Annotated in this window: 17 protein-coding genes; 8 read left to right on the top strand and 9 right to left on the bottom strand. The window is 61.5% G+C overall.

What is annotated here, in order from left to right:
* Positions 1 to 1,554 (bottom strand): succinic semialdehyde dehydrogenase, encoded by a 1,554-nt coding sequence (locus FEZ59_RS06085; protein WP_003943578.1) that lies wholly within the window; start codon positions 1,552 to 1,554, stop codon positions 1 to 3.
* 78 nt (positions 1,555 to 1,632) lie between these two features.
* Positions 1,633 to 2,949, bottom strand: coding sequence for an MFS transporter (locus tag FEZ59_RS06080; protein WP_172932420.1), 1,317 nt, complete (start codon positions 2,947 to 2,949; stop codon positions 1,633 to 1,635).
* Between the two features lie 71 nt (positions 2,950 to 3,020).
* Between FEZ59_RS06080 and FEZ59_RS06075 the strand changes: the two genes are divergently transcribed.
* Both FEZ59_RS06075 and FEZ59_RS06070 read left to right on the top strand, forming a co-directional pair.
* Complete coding sequence (locus tag FEZ59_RS06075; RefSeq protein WP_172932419.1) at positions 3,021 to 3,992, top strand: helix-turn-helix domain-containing protein; 972 nt, start codon at positions 3,021 to 3,023, stop codon at positions 3,990 to 3,992.
* 30 nt (positions 3,993 to 4,022) lie between these two features.
* A complete protein-coding gene (locus FEZ59_RS06070; protein WP_003943558.1) occupies positions 4,023 to 4,400 on the top strand; it encodes a DUF5313 family protein in 378 nt (125 codons plus the stop codon).
* Positions 4,401 to 4,407: 7 nt separating this feature from the next.
* Here FEZ59_RS06070 and FEZ59_RS06065 read toward each other — a convergent pair whose 3' ends face one another.
* Both FEZ59_RS06065 and FEZ59_RS06060 read right to left on the bottom strand, forming a co-directional pair.
* Positions 4,408 to 6,135, bottom strand: a complete 1,728-nt coding sequence (locus FEZ59_RS06065; protein ID WP_172932537.1) for an oleate hydratase — start codon at positions 6,133 to 6,135, stop codon at positions 4,408 to 4,410.
* 46 nt (positions 6,136 to 6,181) lie between these two features.
* Positions 6,182 to 7,108, bottom strand: a complete 927-nt coding sequence (locus FEZ59_RS06060) for a TetR family transcriptional regulator (protein ID WP_172932418.1) — start codon at positions 7,106 to 7,108, stop codon at positions 6,182 to 6,184.
* 115 nt (positions 7,109 to 7,223) lie between these two features.
* Here FEZ59_RS06060 and FEZ59_RS06055 point away from each other — a divergent pair, with 115 nt between their 5' ends.
* From FEZ59_RS06055 to FEZ59_RS06045, 3 genes are all read left to right on the top strand, one after another.
* Entirely contained in the window at positions 7,224 to 8,177 is a 954-nt protein-coding gene (locus FEZ59_RS06055) for a cyclase family protein (RefSeq protein WP_003943547.1), read from the top strand.
* The gene (locus tag FEZ59_RS06050; protein WP_172932417.1) at positions 8,174 to 9,823 is read left to right on the top strand and encodes a long-chain fatty acid--CoA ligase; all 1,650 of its coding nucleotides are present in this window, start codon (positions 8,174 to 8,176) and stop codon (positions 9,821 to 9,823) included. The genes FEZ59_RS06055 and FEZ59_RS06050 overlap by 4 nt, the downstream gene beginning before the upstream one ends.
* A 378-nt stretch (positions 9,824 to 10,201) precedes the next feature.
* Positions 10,202 to 11,650 (top strand): histidine-type phosphatase, encoded by a 1,449-nt coding sequence (locus FEZ59_RS06045; protein WP_172932416.1) that lies wholly within the window; start codon positions 10,202 to 10,204, stop codon positions 11,648 to 11,650.
* Here FEZ59_RS06045 and FEZ59_RS06040 read toward each other — a convergent pair.
* Positions 11,596 to 11,979, bottom strand: coding sequence for a helix-turn-helix transcriptional regulator (locus FEZ59_RS06040; RefSeq protein WP_153213374.1), 384 nt, complete (start codon positions 11,977 to 11,979; stop codon positions 11,596 to 11,598). The genes FEZ59_RS06045 and FEZ59_RS06040 overlap by 55 nt on opposite strands.
* Positions 11,980 to 12,133: 154 nt before the next feature.
* The gene (locus tag FEZ59_RS06035) at positions 12,134 to 12,592 is read right to left on the bottom strand and encodes a hypothetical protein (protein ID WP_019746277.1); all 459 of its coding nucleotides are present in this window, start codon (positions 12,590 to 12,592) and stop codon (positions 12,134 to 12,136) included.
* Between the two features lie 170 nt (positions 12,593 to 12,762).
* Between FEZ59_RS06035 and FEZ59_RS06030 the strand changes: the two genes are divergently transcribed.
* Together FEZ59_RS06030 and FEZ59_RS06025 are read left to right on the top strand one after the other, a co-directional pair.
* Positions 12,763 to 13,659, top strand: a complete 897-nt coding sequence (locus FEZ59_RS06030) for an oxygenase MpaB family protein (protein ID WP_172932415.1) — start codon at positions 12,763 to 12,765, stop codon at positions 13,657 to 13,659.
* A gap of 21 nt (positions 13,660 to 13,680) precedes the next feature.
* A complete protein-coding gene (locus tag FEZ59_RS06025; RefSeq protein WP_080909338.1) occupies positions 13,681 to 14,178 on the top strand; it encodes a hypothetical protein in 498 nt (165 codons plus the stop codon).
* Positions 14,179 to 14,185: 7 nt separating this feature from the next.
* Here the strand turns inward: FEZ59_RS06025 and FEZ59_RS06020 are convergent, their stop codons facing one another.
* Both FEZ59_RS06020 and FEZ59_RS06015 read right to left on the bottom strand, forming a co-directional pair.
* Positions 14,186 to 14,794: a hypothetical protein gene (locus FEZ59_RS06020; RefSeq protein ID WP_172932414.1), complete on the bottom strand. Its 609-nt coding sequence runs from the start codon at positions 14,792 to 14,794 to the stop codon at positions 14,186 to 14,188.
* Entirely contained in the window at positions 14,791 to 15,255 is a 465-nt protein-coding gene (locus FEZ59_RS06015) for a GNAT family N-acetyltransferase (RefSeq protein WP_172932413.1), read from the bottom strand. Before FEZ59_RS06015 ends, FEZ59_RS06020 begins: the two co-directional genes overlap by 4 nt.
* Before the next feature lie 150 nt (positions 15,256 to 15,405).
* Here FEZ59_RS06015 and FEZ59_RS06010 point away from each other — a divergent pair, with 150 nt between their 5' ends.
* Positions 15,406 to 15,981, top strand: a complete 576-nt coding sequence (locus tag FEZ59_RS06010) for a hypothetical protein (protein ID WP_202022598.1) — start codon at positions 15,406 to 15,408, stop codon at positions 15,979 to 15,981.
* 10 nt (positions 15,982 to 15,991) lie between these two features.
* On the opposite strand, the gene FEZ59_RS06005 is transcribed toward FEZ59_RS06010, so the two are convergent.
* Positions 15,992 to 16,927, bottom strand: a complete 936-nt coding sequence (locus tag FEZ59_RS06005; protein WP_019746272.1) for a tyrosine-protein phosphatase — start codon at positions 16,925 to 16,927, stop codon at positions 15,992 to 15,994.
* Between the last annotated feature and the right edge of the window lie 35 nt (positions 16,928 to 16,962).

The following is a 16,962-nucleotide window of genomic DNA, read 5'->3' as shown; positions in this document are numbered from 1 at the left end:
TTACCGGCCCGGAACCCAGGACATGATCTTGATGGCGTGAGGCATGAGCTTTGCCCACACCTTGGCCGGAAGTCCGCGCGGTCCACCGAGATTCATGACGCGGGTGGTGGCAACGGTCTGCGGCTCGGTGTACTTGATCAGCCCCTCGGCGCCGTGACGACGACCGACGCCCGAGACACCCATGCCGCCCATCGGTGCTGCGGTGCTGCCCCAGGTGGGTGCGTAACCCTCGTCGACGTTGACGGTGCCGGCGTGGATACGCGCTGCGATGGCTTCGCCGGCAGCCTTGCTTCCCGCCCACACACTGGCGTTGAGGCCGTACTCGGTGTCGTTGGCCGCAGCGATGGCCTCTTCGACGTCCTTGACGGGGTAGATCGAGACGAGCGGCCCGAAGGTCTCGTCGCGGTAGCACTCGGCGTCTTCGGGAACCCCGGTGAGCAGGGTGGGCTCGTAGAACAGCGGTCCGATGTCCGGGCGGGCCTTGCCGCCGGCAATGACGGTGGCGCCCTTGACCACTGCGTCGTCGACATGCGCGGAGATTGCCTTGACCTGGGCCTCGGAGACGAGGCTGCCCATCTCGATTCCGAATTCGTAACCAGCGGCGAGGTTCATCTTCTTGACGCGGTCACCGAACATACGGATGAACTCGGGTGCGATGGACTCTTCGACGTAGATGCGCTCGATGGAGATGCACAGCTGACCGGAGTTGGAGAAGCACGCACGCACAGCGGCGTCGGTGACCTCGCGCAGGTCTGCGCCGGCCGCGACGATCATCGGGTTCTTGCCACCGAGTTCGGCGGAGAAGCCGATCAGTCGACGGCCGGCCTGCTCGGCGAGGAGCTGACCGGTCGCGGTGGAACCGGTGAACATGAGGTAGTCGGTGTTCTCGACCAACGCGGTGCCCACGACGGAGCCCGGTCCGGGAACCACGGCGAAGAGGTCGCGGGGCAGTCCCGCCTTGTAGAGCAGCTCGACGCAGGCGAGCGCGCAGTACGGCGTCTGGCTGTCCGGCTTGAGGACAACGGCATTGCCCGCGAGCAGCGCGGCGATGGCGTCGGACACGGCCAGCGTCATCGGGTAGTTCCACGGCGAGATGACGCCGACGACACCCTTGGGCTGGTAGCGGACGACGGTCTTCGTCAGACCCGGGAGCATGCCGGAGACGCGACGCGGGCGCAGCAGCTTCGGCGCCACACGTGCGTAGTGACGCGACGTCATCGAGATGTCGAGGACTTCTTCCTGAGCTGCGGTACGCGACTTTCCGGTCTCGGCCTGAGCCATGTCCATGAGGGCGTCGCGGTTCTCGAGGATGAGGTCGCGGTAGCGGTGGAAGACGGCGGCGCGGTCGAGGACGGAGCGCTTGGCCCATTCCTTCTGGGCGACGCGGGCACGGGCGATGGCCGCAAGTGCGTCGTCGGCGGTGCCGACGGGGATGGTCGCCAGCTCCTTGCCGGTGAACACCTCGGTGATGGACTTCGTCGGGCGATCGGCAACATTGTCGATGGCGATCAGATCGGCGAGCCGCGAGAAGGTCGCAGCGGACGGAGCAGGCATTTCAGTACCCCTACTGGTGAGTAGTTCTTGGAGTTACACACAACTTACCCCGTCGGTGGTACCGATCACAGTGCCGAATCAGACAGAGTCAACCAATACTGCCTCTTTCGGACGTTTTGCGATCAACAACGACATGACTGCAGCGATCGCGCAGAGCGCGCCGGCCACCAAGAAGGCAGCGTCGTACGAGCCGATCTGATCACGAACGAGGCCGGCCAAGAAGGCCACCAGACCTGCACCGATCTGGTGCGATGCCAGCACCCAACCGAACACGATGGGAGCGTCGGCGCCGAAGTGCTGACGGCACAGCGCGACCGTCGGCGGAACCGTCGCCACCCAGTCGAGCCCGTAGAAGATGACAAACGCGATCATCGGCGGATTCACGGTGTTGGCGAGCAGCAGCGGCAGGAAGAGCAGCGAGATTCCGCGGAAGAGGTAGTAGATGCCGAGAAGTTTTCGCGAGTCCATCCGGTCGGTGAACCAACCCGAAGCAATGGTGCCGACCATGTCGAGGATTCCGATCAACGCCAACAGGGACGCGGCCGTCGTGATCGGCATTCCGTGATCGTGCGACGCCGGGACGAAGTGCGTTCCGATCAGTCCGTTGGTGCTCGCGCCGCAGATCGCGAAGGTACCGGCGAGAAGCCAGAACACCTTGGTCTTCGACGCCATCACCAGCACCGAGATCGCCCGGCCTCCGGCACCGCCGCGCTGGTAGACAGGCTTGGCGGGTGGGGCGTAATCGGCGGGCGCGCCGTACGGCGTCGTTCCCACGTCTGACGGATAGTTACGCAGGAACAGCAGAACGAACGGCACGACGGCCAGTGCGGCAAACGAAACTGTGAAGGCGACGCTCCTCCAGTCGTACGTTTCCGCGAGCTTCGCCAGGACGGGCAGGAACACCAGCTGACCGGCAGCACCACCGGCCGTCAGGATGCCGGTCACGAGACCACGCTTTTCGACGAACCAGCGATCGACGACGGTGGCGACAAACGCCAGCGCCATCGAACCCGTACCGAGGCCGACGAACACACCCCACAGCAGAATGAGCTGCCAACTCGAGGTCATGAAGATCGTGAGACCACTGCCGAGCGAGATGAGCGCCAACGCCGAAGTGACGACCGCCCGGATACCGAACCTTTCCATCAGGGCAGCGGCGAACGGCGAGGTCAGCCCGTACAGGATCAGGTTGACCGAGACGGCGGCCGAGATGCTGGCGCGCGACCACCCGAAATCCTCGTGCAGCGGATCGATCAGCACCGATGGGGCAGCGCGGAAGCTCGCCGCACCGACCAATGCCAGGAATGCCACGATCGCGACGGACCACGCGCGGTGAAAGCGCGGGGGTCTCACCTGCTGCGGGCCCGATTCGGGGAGAGCGGTCTCAGAAGTCACAGAGAGAATTCTGCAGTTCGGATTCGATCGAGAACAGTGGCCAGATTGCCAATATATGAAAGGATCGAGCCATGTCTGGTCCGCATCGCGTCGTCGTACTGGCTCTGAACGGAGTCATTCCCTTCGAACTCGGGATCCCCGCGCGTATCTTCGGGCGTGCCCTCGACGTCGAGGATCGGCCGCTGTACGAGATCCTGACGTGCACCGTCGACGGCAATCCCGTCCGGACCGACGCTGACTTCAGCATTTCGGTCGACCATGGGAGCGAGTTGCTCGCCACCGCCGACACCGTCGTCATCCCCGCGTCGTACGAATTGGGCCCGGCCTTCGACGAGGGTTATCTCTCCCCCGAATTGGCCGCAGCATTCGACCGCATCCGCCCGGGGACCCGGCTGGTCTCGATCTGCACCGGTTCGTACATCCTCGCCGCGGCCGGTTTGCTCGACGGACTCCGCGCTACGACGCATTGGCGCAACACCGACCATTTCCAGCGTGTCTATCCCAAGGTGAACGTGGATCCCGACGTGCTGTTCGTCGACGAAGGCCACATCCTGACCTCGGCCGGCGTGGCGTCAGGCGTCGATCTCTGTCTGCACATCGTCAGGCGCGACCACGGCATGGAAGTGGCGAACACCGTCGCGAGGCGTTGCGTCGTACCGCCGTGGCGCGACGGTGGCCAAGCGCAGTACATCCGCCGCCCACTGGCCGACAAGCCTTCGGAATCGACTGCCGACGCTCGGCACTGGGCCCTCGAACATCTCGGCGATCCGATCACGCTGGCAGACCTGGCGACGCGTGCCAACATGAGCGTCCGCACCTTCAGCCGTCGATTCCGCGACGAAGTCGGAACCACACCGAACCGCTGGTTGACCAGCAGACGCGTCGATCGGGCACGTGAATTGCTGGAGGAATCCGATCTGTCGATCGATGCAATTGCAGCTCGAACCGGCTTCGGGACCGCGACATCGATGCGTCAACACATGAACGAGGCGCTCGGCGTTTCACCGAGCGCCTACCGACGCACGTTCAAGGCACCGGCGTAAGCGGCAGTACCAGGCACTATCCTGGAGGCCATGGCCGAACAGACTCGCCCGAACTTTCCCCAGTACTGCGGATACCTCCTGGGGAAGACGCTCCCCGACCGGTACCAGGACTGGGTGCGGAACGATCTGGTCGGACCGGGTGCGCAGGCTCGCTACATCATTCGTTTCACCGTGCCGGCGACGCTGATTCTTCTGCTGTTCCTGTTGATTCCGGGACCGATCTGGATTCCCTTGGCCATGATGGCTTTGCTGCTCATCCCGCTCGCGTACTTCGTCGTGGCGCTCGGGACCATCTACCGCCGTCACCGCCTGCTGAGCCACGGACTCGATCCCGAATTGCTCGACGAGAAGGCCCAGCGCCGTGCCGATCGCACTCGCGAGGACTACGAGAAGCGGCACGGTCGCTGAGCACCCCTCAGCGGAACATCGTCACTGCGGCCTTGGCGAGGACCTTCGGATCCTTCTCGTAGTGATGCATCTTGGTGAGCTTGTCTTCCGGAATCCCCAGGAACTTGTAGACGGCTACCTGAGCGCAGCGCACCGAGTACTGCTCGGTGAACACCATGTCGAACGGCAGCTCCGCGAACTGACTGATGAACGCCAGGTTCTTGGAGTGCTTCGGCACCACCAGCGGCCGGTCGCCGACGGCTCGCCGATTGAACAGCGCACTGGCGTAAGGCATGTGGCTGGGAATCGAATTCACGACGCTGTCCATAATCTCTTGTCGGCGCGCGGCCAGCGTCCCGCTCTCGTCGAGCGCCTCGAGATGCCAGAGAGTCTCTTCCAGCATTTCGCGCCCGGTCATCTCGATGAACGGCTTCTTCACGTAGTCGCCGTCCTTGCGCGGGAACAGACAGTAACCCCAGAAGACTCCTTCGTTCTCCTTCTGCGCGTGGTAGTGCGGCTGATGGTGAACCACGATCGACAGAAGCACGTTCGAGTCCACGAACGTGTTGAGTGCATTTCCGGGGAGCTGCTTGGTGATTCGGGAAATCTCGTTGATGAGCTCGTGTGACGAAGTGGTGACGGTGAAGCTGGTCCACTCACTCTGCGCCCGGTCCCCGAAGAACTTGTCGGGATTCCCGAGATCGTAGAAATGCTCGGTGGCCTGCTTCCACAGCAGCGCACTCGGTGCGTATCTCATGTCTTCGACGATCGGAGTATCCAGATCGCCGATCGACGAACTGTCGGTGATGCTGCCGTTGGTGTCGAAGACGAAATCGCCTTCCGCCACGTCGATTCGGCCCTTCTCGCCGGTGCGGACGTTCTCGTAATCGAGTCCCGTCACGATGATCTCGTCTCGAAGCGGGGTGTCCTTGAACACGAATTCGGTGATCTTCAGTTCGTTGACGAACTTCACGCCCTTACCTTCGAGGAAGGTCCGCATCGGCAAGATGATGCTCTCGTACTGGTTGTACGGGGACCTGGTGACACCCGCAAGCGTCTGAATGCGGCTGAACTCGAGAATCATTCGGTTCATGTACCGGCGAAGCTCCATCGCCGAACTCACCCGCTTGAAAGCGAAAGTGGTCTCCCACATGTACCAGAAGTTGGTGGTGAAGAAGTGCGGAGTGTCCTCGAACCACTGCTCGATGCTGATGTCGTCGAGTTTTGCCTCGTCCGACTCCGGCATCGTCATCAGCTTCGTCAACAAGTACCGGTCCTTGTTGTCGAATTGCATGTGCTTGTAATCGTTCTCGCCCTTGTTGCGAATACCGTCTCGGTCGATCAACCGTGCGACGTCATGCGTGGGGTGCGCGTGGTCGAAGTCGAGAATGTCATCCGTCACCGACTTTCCCGGGTTGTCCAGCGACGGAACCGCACTCAATATGTCCCAGAGGTTCTCGTAGGTTTCCTCGTTGAGCATGCGTCCGCCGCGGTTGATGAAACCCGCGTCGTTACCGAGTTCGCGATGGCCGTACTGGTGCTGAAACGTAGCGGCGGATTCGCCGTCGTTCGCTCCGTGCATGTCCAGGCCCATGATGGTGATGTCCTCACCGTTCCACTCACCGTCTCGAATCAGATAGACGGCAGCCGAGAGGTTTCCGATGCCGGCACCGATCATGTAGGCCTTGTGAGACAGATTGGAAGACATTGGGTTTCGTTCCTTACTCGAGTCGCGGTACGGATACCTTCCAAGCATGGACCCGTTTGCCCGCAGGCGCATCACCCGAACCGGATGACGTCCGTCACGGTCGCTGAAAGCGCACCAGATCGAGCGCAAAACGCACGTAGTCACGTGCAATTTCCTCGGGCGTTTGCGGCCCACTCGGCCGATACCATTGCGCGACAGAGACACACATCACGACAATCGCACGCGCGGCCTGTCGCGGCCGATCCGTCTCGAACACACCGGCGGCGATTCCGTCGTCCACTTGCTTCGTCATCAACCATTGCTGGTAGTTGCGTGATTCCGTGATGCGCAACCTGTTCTCGGCTGTGAGACTGCGCATTTCGCTGGCGCCGAGGAATCCTTGATCACCCCGATAGATATGGAACAAGGTCACACATTCGACAAGGAAAGCCAATCTTTCGTCGGGACTTTCGCCCTCTTCGATAGCCGCCAACGATCTCGTGTTCAGTTCAGCCATGGTGAGGTCGAGAATTTCGGCCAACATCTGTTGCTTGCTGGAATAGTGGTGATACAGACCCGGAACACTCATCTGCGCACGTTTGGCGATCTCACGCATCGCAGCGCCGTGATATCCGGTCTTCACCATCTCCGCGAGCGCGGCCGCCAACACCGGATCGAACGAACTCGGACCGAACCTTCGCCACTCGTTCGGGCGAAAATGTGCGTCCGGGTCGGCGTCGTCGCCTCCCCACCGCGGCTGTTCCGGCGGACGCACTATCGCAGCCGGGAGCAGAGCGTCGAAACGCACTCCGAGAATCCCTCCGATTGCCGCCAACCGGTCGACGCTGACTCTGGTCTTTCCGGTCTCAACAGCGCTGAGGGTGGCCGGGCTGACATCGAGACGCCTGGCCAATTCACGCAGCGAGAGCCCGCTGTGACGCCGCACTTGCCGGATCGACGCCCCGATCAGGACAGCATTCTCAAATTCGGTCACAGTGTTCAGTATTGCCGAACATAGGATTTCCAACAATGCGATGACCACGGAAATCTATGAACGTGTTGACTACTAGTTATCGGCCTGAACATGATGTGGATCACAAAGACCCAGGTCCGCCCGAGCGATCGTTCGGTGTCGGTAGCGAGAGGATCGAATCACCATGACCGAGGCGCCATATCTTGGAGAACTCCTGCGCGACGCACCCAGCAACTGGGGCAAGTGGGGAGAGTCCGACGAGGTCGGTTCACTGAACTACCTCGACGCCGGACAGGTGCTTCGCGGCGTCGGAACCATCAAGCAGGGTTCCGTGTTCACACTCCAACGTCTTATCGGCGATCCCAAGGGTGATCCGGTCTGGCCGGGCCGGAGCCCCGCCGAGCGCACACAGATCTTCGACGAGAGCAGCTGGGACGGCGACGACGCCCCCAACTTCCCCGGCGGCCTGCATTACGCGGACGACAAGATCGACGCATTCCTGCAGGGCTCGACGCAGTACGACGCACTCGGCCACGTCTGGTACGACGGCGCCCTGTGGAACGGATACTCAGCTGATACCACTGTCGGCGGCCTGGAGAAGGCCAGCGTCGAACCGATTGCCGACCGCGGCGTCGTCGGACGCGCAGTACTTCTCGACATGGCGAAGTTCCGCGGCAAGGAGAACCTCGACAAGGCCGAAACCTTCACGCACCATGATCTTTTGGCCTGTGCCGAAGCGCAGGGCGTCACCATCGAGAAGCGTGACATTCTCGTCATCCGCACCAACTTCCTCAAGCTGTTCTTCGACCAGGGCGAAGCCTTCTACGAGGGCTTCTGCGAGCCCGGCTTGATCTACAGCCCCGAACTCGTCCAGTGGTTCCAGGACATGGAGATTCCGAACCTCGTCACCGACACCATTGCCAACGAGGTCACCACCGACCCCGAAAACGGTGTGGCACTGGTTCTCCACAACGCATTGATGCGCAATCTCGGTGTGGTGTTCACCGAGATCTGCGATCTGGAGAAGCTGGCCGCGGACTGCGCGTCCGACGGCCAGTACACGTTCTTGTACGTCGCCGCACCGCTCAAGGTTGCCAAGGCCAGCGGCTCTCCCGTGAATCCGGTTGCCATCAAATGACATACGAAGATCGCCCTTGGTTGGCGTTGTACCGCAACGACGTTCCCCCCGACATCGACGTCGAACAGCCCACAATGCTCGAAATGTTGGCAGCGGCGGTCCGCTCTGATCCGGACGCCACGGCTGTGAAGTACTTCGACGGTCAACTCAGTTTCGCTGAACTGGATCAGCAGAGTGACGCCCTGGCCCGCGCACTACGAGCAGGTGGTCTGACGAAGGGAGACCGTGTCGCACTCTTCCTGCAGAACGTTCCGCAATTCGTGCTCGCCCTCGCCGGAATCTGGAAAGCCGGCGGCGTCGCAGTCTCGATCAATCCCATGAGCCGTGAACGAGAACTGGGATACCAACTCGAAGATTCCGGAGCAGCGGTTCTGATCGCTCTCGAGGGGCTCTACGAGTCCGTCGGCCGCAACGTCGTCTCCGACTCGCCGGTCAGGCGAGTCATCACCACCTCGGAACTCGAGTACCAAAGCCGCAACGATCCACGGGTTTTCGACGGAATCGTGAAGAAGGATCTCGGTACCGATGATCTCGCGACGCTGATCGACCAGCATCGTCTCGGCGATCCGATCACTACCGACGCTGCACCGGAAGACATTGCGGTACTGACCTATACGTCGGGAACCACAGGTCCGCCGAAGGGAGCGATGACCTCTCACGCGAACATGACCTTCAACGCCCAGGTCTACCGTGACTGGCTGGGGCTCACCCCGAAAGACACGGTTCTCGGCGTAGCACCGCTCTTCCACATCACGGGGTTGATCGGTCACATCGCGGTGTCCGTCTTGGCGAGAATGCCGCTGGTGCTGGCCTATCGCTTCCAGCCCGAGGTGATGCTCGACGCGATTCGTGAGCACCGCCCGACATTCACAGTCGGCGCCATCACTGCGTTCACCGCACTGCTCAACACTCCGGGTTGCGCGCCCGAAGACTTCACCTCCATGCGGTTGCTGTATTCCGGCGGCGCACCCATCTCGCCGACAGCCGCCGAGGCAGTCCGCGCCATGACCGGTACTGCGCTGCACAACATCTACGGGCTGACCGAGACCACGTCGCCCACTCACGCCGTTCCCGTCGGGGCAGATACCCCCGTCGACCCCACGTCCGGGGCACTGTCCGTTGGCGTTCCAGTACCCAACACCGTGGTCCGCATCGAAGACGAGGGCGGTGCGGTCCTGCCGATCGGAGAGATCGGCGAATTGGTCGTCCGTGGTCCACAGGTGGTGCGCGGTTACTGGAACAAGCCGGAGGAGAGTGCGTCGGCCATTCGCGACGGGTGGTTCCACACCGGCGACGTCGGTTTCATGGACGAAGCCGGCTGGTTCTACGTCGTCGACCGTAAGAAGGACATGATCATCGCGTCCGGCTACAAGGTGTGGCCACGCGAGGTCGAGGACGTTCTTGCCGAGCACCCCGCAGTCCGTGAGGCGGCAGTCGTCGGGATCGCCGACGAATACCGCGGTGAGACGGTGAAGGCGTTTGTCAGCCTCGTCGCGGGGGCGTCCGTCACCCCGGAAGATCTGATCGATCACTGCAAGCAGCGGATGGCGGCGTACAAGTACCCACGCTCCGTGGTGCTGGTGGAGGAACTGCCCAAGACCGTCACCGGCAAGATCTTGCGACGGGAGCTGCGCACGACCTCCTGATCACAGGGCAGCGGGCGGACTTCACGGTCCGCCTGCTGTCTGATCGCGCACAGTTTTAGGTCGACCACGCAATCGGGGTAATGGAACAGTAATATGTGCTGAGTACCCACGGACAAACGGGAGACATCAGTGAGCAAGTTCGGACGTAAGAAGCAGCCCACGCCCAAGAGCTACCAGTGGCTGGCCATGACCCTCATCGCGTTGTCGCTCTCCGTGTCGATCGGGATTGCCGCCAAACCCTCCTGAGCTCCGCGGATCCGAAACTTGTAACCCCGCGTCCATCTGCACATGGGCAAATAGGTGCAATTCGGACGCTTAGCTGTTCTAACTTTCCTTCCGTCGTGTCACCTCGGCACCGACGGAGAGGATCAACTCACCATGCGAAGCTCACGCTTCGGCGTGCTGGCCGCTGCCGGCGCTGTCGGACTCGTGCTTGTCACCAGCAGCGTTCAGTCGATCGCCACGGCGTCACCGTTCGGTTCGCTCGACGCCGGTTCGAGTTCCGGTTCGACAGAGACACCGACCGTCAGCAACGGCGGTTTCACCTCCAAGACGCCCTACACTCCCGGCCAGCGCATCGCCGACTATCAGGCGCCGCCGACCGGATACATCCCGGTGTACACGGAAAGTGTTGCGCGCCATGGTTCCAGAGCACTGTCGAGCCTGAAGTACGACGACCTGAGCCTGCAGCTGTGGGAAATCGCCGAAGCCGAGAACGCATTGACACCCGTCGGCAAGGAATTCGGCCCGGCGCTTCGTGATCTCATGGCCGCCAACAAGAAGCTCGGGTACGGCAACCTCAGCGGACTCGGGGTCACCGAACATCGGCAGCTCGGAGCGCGCGTCACCGAGCGCCTCCCGCAATTGTTCGACGCCATCGCAGCGCAACAGGGCACCATCACTTTGACTTCGTCGGGCGTCGACCGTGCCGTGGACAGCGCCGAGAACTTCGCTCAGGGCCTGACCGGTGCGTTTCCGGCCGTCGCCGGCGATGTTGCGCCGGTGACCACGGATGCCGACCTTCTCTACTTCCACGACTCGGATGCAAACGCCGACTACAAGGACTACGAAGAGTCGGATCCTCGACTGAAAGCCGTCGACGACCAGATCGCCGATCTTCCCCGCACCCGCGAGGTCTCGCGGCACATGATGCTCAGGCTCTACTCGGAGGACTTCGTGAACCGGCTGAGTGCGGGCGAGTTCTCACTCGTCGACCGCGGCAAGGGTTCCAGCACGATCGACAACGAGGTCGACGCCGCGTACATGCTGTACAACACGTACATCATCACTCCGGGCATGGCCGAAGAAGGCAAGTGGAATTTCGAGCGGTTCATCGACTCCGACGACGCTCAGTGGCTCGCGTACACGAACGACGCCGAGGACTTCTACGCCAAGGGCCCTGGCTTCACCGGTGAAGACGTCACCTACCGGATGGCAACCGTCCTGCGCGACGAGTTCCTGCGCGGCTTGCAGGAACACACCGGCGACGCCGCCGTACCGGGAGCGGACTTCCGGTTTGCACACGCAGAAACGATCATCCCCTTCGCTGCGCTCCTGAAACTGCCGGGAAGCACCGTCTCGCAGGCCGAGGGCGATCTCTACACCTACGCGAACAACCCCTGGCGCGGAGCGAATGTCAGCCCGATGGCCGCCAACGTGCAGTGGGACGTCTACGCCGGACCGGACGGTGAACGGCTGGTCCGAATGCTCTACAACGAGCGCGAGACAGCATTTGCTGCCCCGTGCGCTCCGGTGAGCGCCGGGAGTTTCTTCTACACGCCGGACGAACTGGCCCGCTGCCTACCGGAGATTTCACCGGCGGCCTGAGGTCCGGCAACTCGGGATCCAGCCAGCGGTCGACGAGGGCGCGCCCATGCCTGGTGCAACGCCAGCATGTGCGCCTTCTCGTCGTCTTCCATCAACAAGGCGTCGCAGATACGTACGATGACCGGAGCCGAAACACCAACGGACGTACCCTGTTCCAGCCGCTGATAGTGATTGAAACTGATGTCGGCTATCTGCGCGACATCACGCCGACTGAGGCCGTGCATGCGGCGAGCACCCTCGCAGCGCATGCCGACCATTTCGGGCGCAAGACTGTTTCGTTTCTCGACGAGCATCTGGCTCATCAACTGACGCGCGCTCGACCCGTTCACGTCGCCACCTTTTCCATCCCTGAAATATGCTTTCAACTAACACGTTTCAGAATATGGGATGGGACGGACACGGCGGTATCTCCGAGATGACAGATAATCACGCGATACCGCCAACCCTGTGCCCGTTCAGGCTGTGACGATCAGGGGCCGAAGATCAGGCTATGAACCTGCCGATCGTCGGATTCGACTGGCAGATGGGACTACTGCCCCAATTGATCGAACCGAACGCCGTCGCAACGACATTGCCGACGCCGGTATTCACCGTCGCAGAGAGATACGGGTACGCCCCTACCAGGTCGACGATTCCGGACTTGCCCGTGTCGGTGTTGACCCACGCAACGGTCACCTGACCCGCCGCCGGAATGGGCGCGGCTGCCGGGAACGAATCGAAGCGAATATCACCCTTGGCGATGGGCGGATTGGACTCTGGTCCGGACTGGCCGGTGAGCCCGGTCAACGAGGCCAGTGACCCCTGATTCGGGCACCCGATGGTGACGGCTGCGCCGCCGAAAGGGTGGGGCGGATCAGCCGAGGCGACTCCGGCGAACATGACGCTCGCGGCAATCGGTAATCCGATGGCCGCAAAAACCCCGGCCGTGCGTGTGACGCTCATAGCTGCTCCTCGGGTCGACAACACTTTCCGGATACCCCTGGTACAACGCCCGAAACGATGGAAAGTCGACTATTCACACCCCTAGACAACGCATGTTGTCAGAACTACAGTCGGTGGTGCAGCTCACACCTACCTCTGCAGTGCGCAGACCAGTCCCAGGGAGTGTTCAGATGAAGCGCTACGACCTCCGCAGTCGCACGGATCGACTCGATCCCGAAACCGATTACGAAGAGATGTCGCGCATTCTCGCGGCGCAAGAGTTTCCCTGGGACATCAATCAGGCGCTCAGCTTCGCCCTTTTTCGCACGTACGCGGTCCCTTCCATCGGCAAGCTCCTCTTCTCGACGGGCGAGTTCACCGACAAGGTTCAAAAGCGCTACGACGACACCAGCCTGATCCTCGACGCCATCCTCGAGCACGGCCTCAGCAGCACCGAAGGCCGCAAGAGCGTCCGTCGAATGAATCAGATGCACGGCTCGTACGACATCTCCAACGAGGACATGCTCTACGTTCTGGCCACCTTTGTCGTCACGCCGGTCAGATGGCTCGACGAGTACGGCTGGCGGAAGATGACCGACAACGAGATCGTCGGGTCGACGAATTATTACCGCCACCTGGGTCGGTACATGAACATCAAAGACACTCCTGACACCTACGAGGGGTTCGTCAAACTTCTCGACGACTATGAGCGCGAACACTTTTCATTCGACTCCGGAGCGCGGGCCGTCGCTGATTCCACCCTCGAACTGATGTGCACCTTCCCGCCCAACAACCTGGCGCCGAAGGCTCTGGTCAAGGGATTCGCGTTCGCCCTCATGGACGATCACCTACTCGACGCCTTCCACTACAAGCACCCGAGCACCGCGATGCGCGTCGTCTCGCGCGGTGCGCTGAAGGTCCGTGCGCGTCTGCTGCGCTTCTTCCCGGTGCGTACGAAGCGGAAATTCGCCCGCGAGCTACCCAACATCCGCAGCCACCCGAACGGTTACAAGGTCGAAGACCTCGGCACCTTCCCCACGGGATGCCCGGTCAAGCACCTGCAGGCAGACCAGCAAGCCCAAGCGTAGGTGCGTTGGGATACTTGCACGGTGGCGCAACTCTGGATGCTCGAGGATCTCGAACCGTGGCGCGACACCCCCATGCCTGGCGATACTTGCGAACCGACGACCTACTGGGCCAGTCCCGAAATGTTGGACCTTCCTGCCGAGGTGTGCTGCGAAATCGATGCACGCATCGCGACCGTGACAATCGACGGCCGCACTGAGCACATAGCCCATCTCGGACACGGATTTACGACACTGATCGGCGACGATGTCGGAAGCGTCGGCGAGGTGCGGTTGAGAGGTTGCCTGGTGTGGGATCGCTACCTCTGGACGCAATACCGCACTCAGCCCACCGGGCGCGTACGGGTGAAAGCGCGGCCCGGCCACCTCGTGCAACACGAAACACTCTTGACGACAATTCATTCCGGTCTCTTCAACGTCGTTTTCGACGGGCCGACGGTGTACTGCGAGACGGGTCGGGTCCCCACAAATTTCGGCGTCCGCTGGAACACGCTGGTAGTCGAACTCGAGACTTGGCCGTGATCGGTCGTCAGTGCCAATACGGCGGAATGATATCCGGGTCGTCGAGGACGGCATCGATCCGCGAATCGGCCACAATTCGATTGATCGCTTCCTCAGGGGCGGCGATGATCGCGAAATGTGGGTCGACATCATTGGTTATGCACCATGCATGATCCGCCGGCCAGATGAAGGCCGGATCAGGGGAAGAACCCCACGGCCAACGAGCTGAGTTCTCCACGCTCCAATCGGCGTAGTCGGCAAGCGTTCCACGGAAGAGCCAGTAGTCACGATTGGGGATCTCGAACCGCGGAACGTCATCACCGACTGCCGACCCCCACCCGGTCCACATGCAGAAATAGCACTCGTCGGGTGTGGTTGTGTAAGTGGACAACACATCCAGGGCGAAGCCGATCAGCACTTTCTCTTCCGGCCCGGTTTGATCGAAATCGACATCATTGGATTTCTGACCGGGAAAGCTCGGATCTGGGATGAACCGCAGGCGCGCATACTTCGGAAATCCGATCGGGCCGCGCCCAGCCAACTGATACCAAGGCAAATCCTGATCGACCAGCCAATCGGTAGCCGTCAGATCTGTGCACAATGTCAGGCCCGTTCTGGGCTCATCCGTATCCCTCATGGCCGAGTGACGGAGGAGTCTCGCGCCGTAAGACGCAGGGTGATCAATTCGTGGTTCGTCTCGGCATCGTGTCGGCGCCCCTCTTCTTCGAACTCCATCAGCGCATAGAACCTGCGGGCGCGATCGTTGAGGGTGTACACCTCGAGCGTTACCTCGCCGTGCATGGTTGTGGCGTGTTCGACCAACGCCCTCCCGACTCCCAACCCCTGTGATGCCGGCGCGACGAACAGTCCCCCGATTTCGGAGCCGATCATTCCCAACAGGCCAACAACTTCGGAGTTGTGCTCAGCCACCCAATTGTCGGCCTGAATCAGATAGACCTCTCGCATCTTCTGCTCCCGTTCGCCCGTTCCCTCACCCGTAAGGAACGGATGGGCTTCACGGGCAGCGCGCGACCACAGGTCGACGACCACATCCTCATCCGAGGGTAGGTAGCGGCGAATGATCAGATCCTGGTTCACAATCCGACCATACCCTCCGGCATCAGAGAGATAGCCGGCGCTGAAAGTGACCAACTCTCGGATCAACGCACGACGGCCTCGACGTAAACCAGCGGCAACAATTCCATTCGTTGCCACCCCACAATTACTGCCTTGTGCAAGGGTTGTCCGATGACTGACGGTGATCCGATAACTAAGCGCGGAGGTCCGGCATCCTGGTGGAAGGTGATGGCAGTTGTCATCGCAGTGCTTGTCGCTCTCACATGCGGCGTCATCGTGTGGTCCTTCATGCCGCCGGTTGTGTACTTTCCGTTTTTCGCGCTCGCCGCCTCAGTGTTGCTGGGTTTGGGTGGAGTGTGGTTGATACTCAGCCTGATTGGTTGGATGAAGTACAAAACGCTCCGTTTGAGCACGATCGCGCCGGTGATAGTCCTCGTCACCGGCGCGCTCGTGACCTTGTCCGCCCCTTCGCGTGTTGCGTTTGCATTGTCGAAAGATTCGCTCGAAGCAGTGGCCGCGGATTGCCAGAAGTCGTTGGACAACCAAACAATTGGCGTCTACCGGGTCCTGCAGGTCTGGCCCGTCGGCAACGGGTGCCGCTTCCACATCGAGGGCGGTCTGATCGATTCGATCGGATTGGCGTACTTACCGGACGGCGCACCATATCTCGGCAAGCCCCGCCGCGACGGCGAGATCGGATACCAGGAGTTCGACGGCGACTGGTACTCGTTCGTTCAAGCGTTTTAGCGGCGCGCAACTAGTCGACGAGCTTGGCCTTCAAAAGCGCGATCGTGTCCGCAGTGAGTCCGAGACCTTCGGTGAGATAACCGTCGACGGTTCCGTAATCGCTGGCTATCTGCGCGAGTCCAGCTTCCAGGTACGACGCATCGACACCGAGGGCTGGCTCGAGATTGGTCGCTACCTGCGGGCTCAGGGCCTGAGAGATCTGCGCAAGGATCTTCTCGTTGGTCGCCTGAAGGTAGGTGTTGCTCAACAGATAGTCGTCCATGATCGTCTGGGCGGGGACACCAGCGATGGTCTGCAGCAACATCGCGGTCCAACCCGTGCGGTCCTTGCCTGAAGTGCAATGGAACAACTGCACCCCGTCACCAGCAGCGATGTCCGAGAGAACCTGCTTGAAGCCGGCGCGGCGCACAGGGTCGGTGACAAAACTGCGGTTGGTGTCGACCAAGAACTGCTTGGCCTCTTCCGGCGACTTGATCGTTGTGGCGAGCTGAGTGAGATCCTTGAACTCGATGGGGATGTTCGTGTACGTCACACCGTCCGGGAGCTTGTCCGCGCCACCGATGAACGGGTTGGAGATCTCAGTTGAACCGCGGAGGTCATAGGCGTCGGCAAGTCCGAGGCCGGTGAGCGTCGCCTTGTCTGCGTCGCTGGTCGCGGTCAGCGCATTGGACCGGTAGATGACGCCGCGCTTGAGGTGCGAGCCGTCGACGGTGGCGTATCCCCTACCGTCATTGCCGGCGACGTCGCGAAAGTTGGCCACGGAGGCCAAGTTCGGTGTCGGCGCGAGCACGGGATCGAGCGAGCCGAGATCGACCGATCCCGTGTTGAGAGAGCCCAAGTCGAGCGGGATGGCCGTGGCGGGAGCGGCAAACAACAGGCCTCCGGTGACAACAAGTGCGGCGGCCTTCGCAGTGCGAGCGAACAACATTCGTGAGCGTGTGGACATGTGGCAGTGTCTCTCTCTTTGGTTTGGGATTTGCG

It is taken from the genome of Rhodococcus sp. MS13 (assembly GCF_013277835.1).
GTDB classification, from domain to species: domain Bacteria; phylum Actinomycetota; class Actinomycetes; order Mycobacteriales; family Mycobacteriaceae; genus Rhodococcus_F; species Rhodococcus_F erythropolis.
The sequence above is the reverse complement of the archived record's forward strand: the minus strand, read 5'-3'. Positions and strand labels throughout refer to the sequence as shown.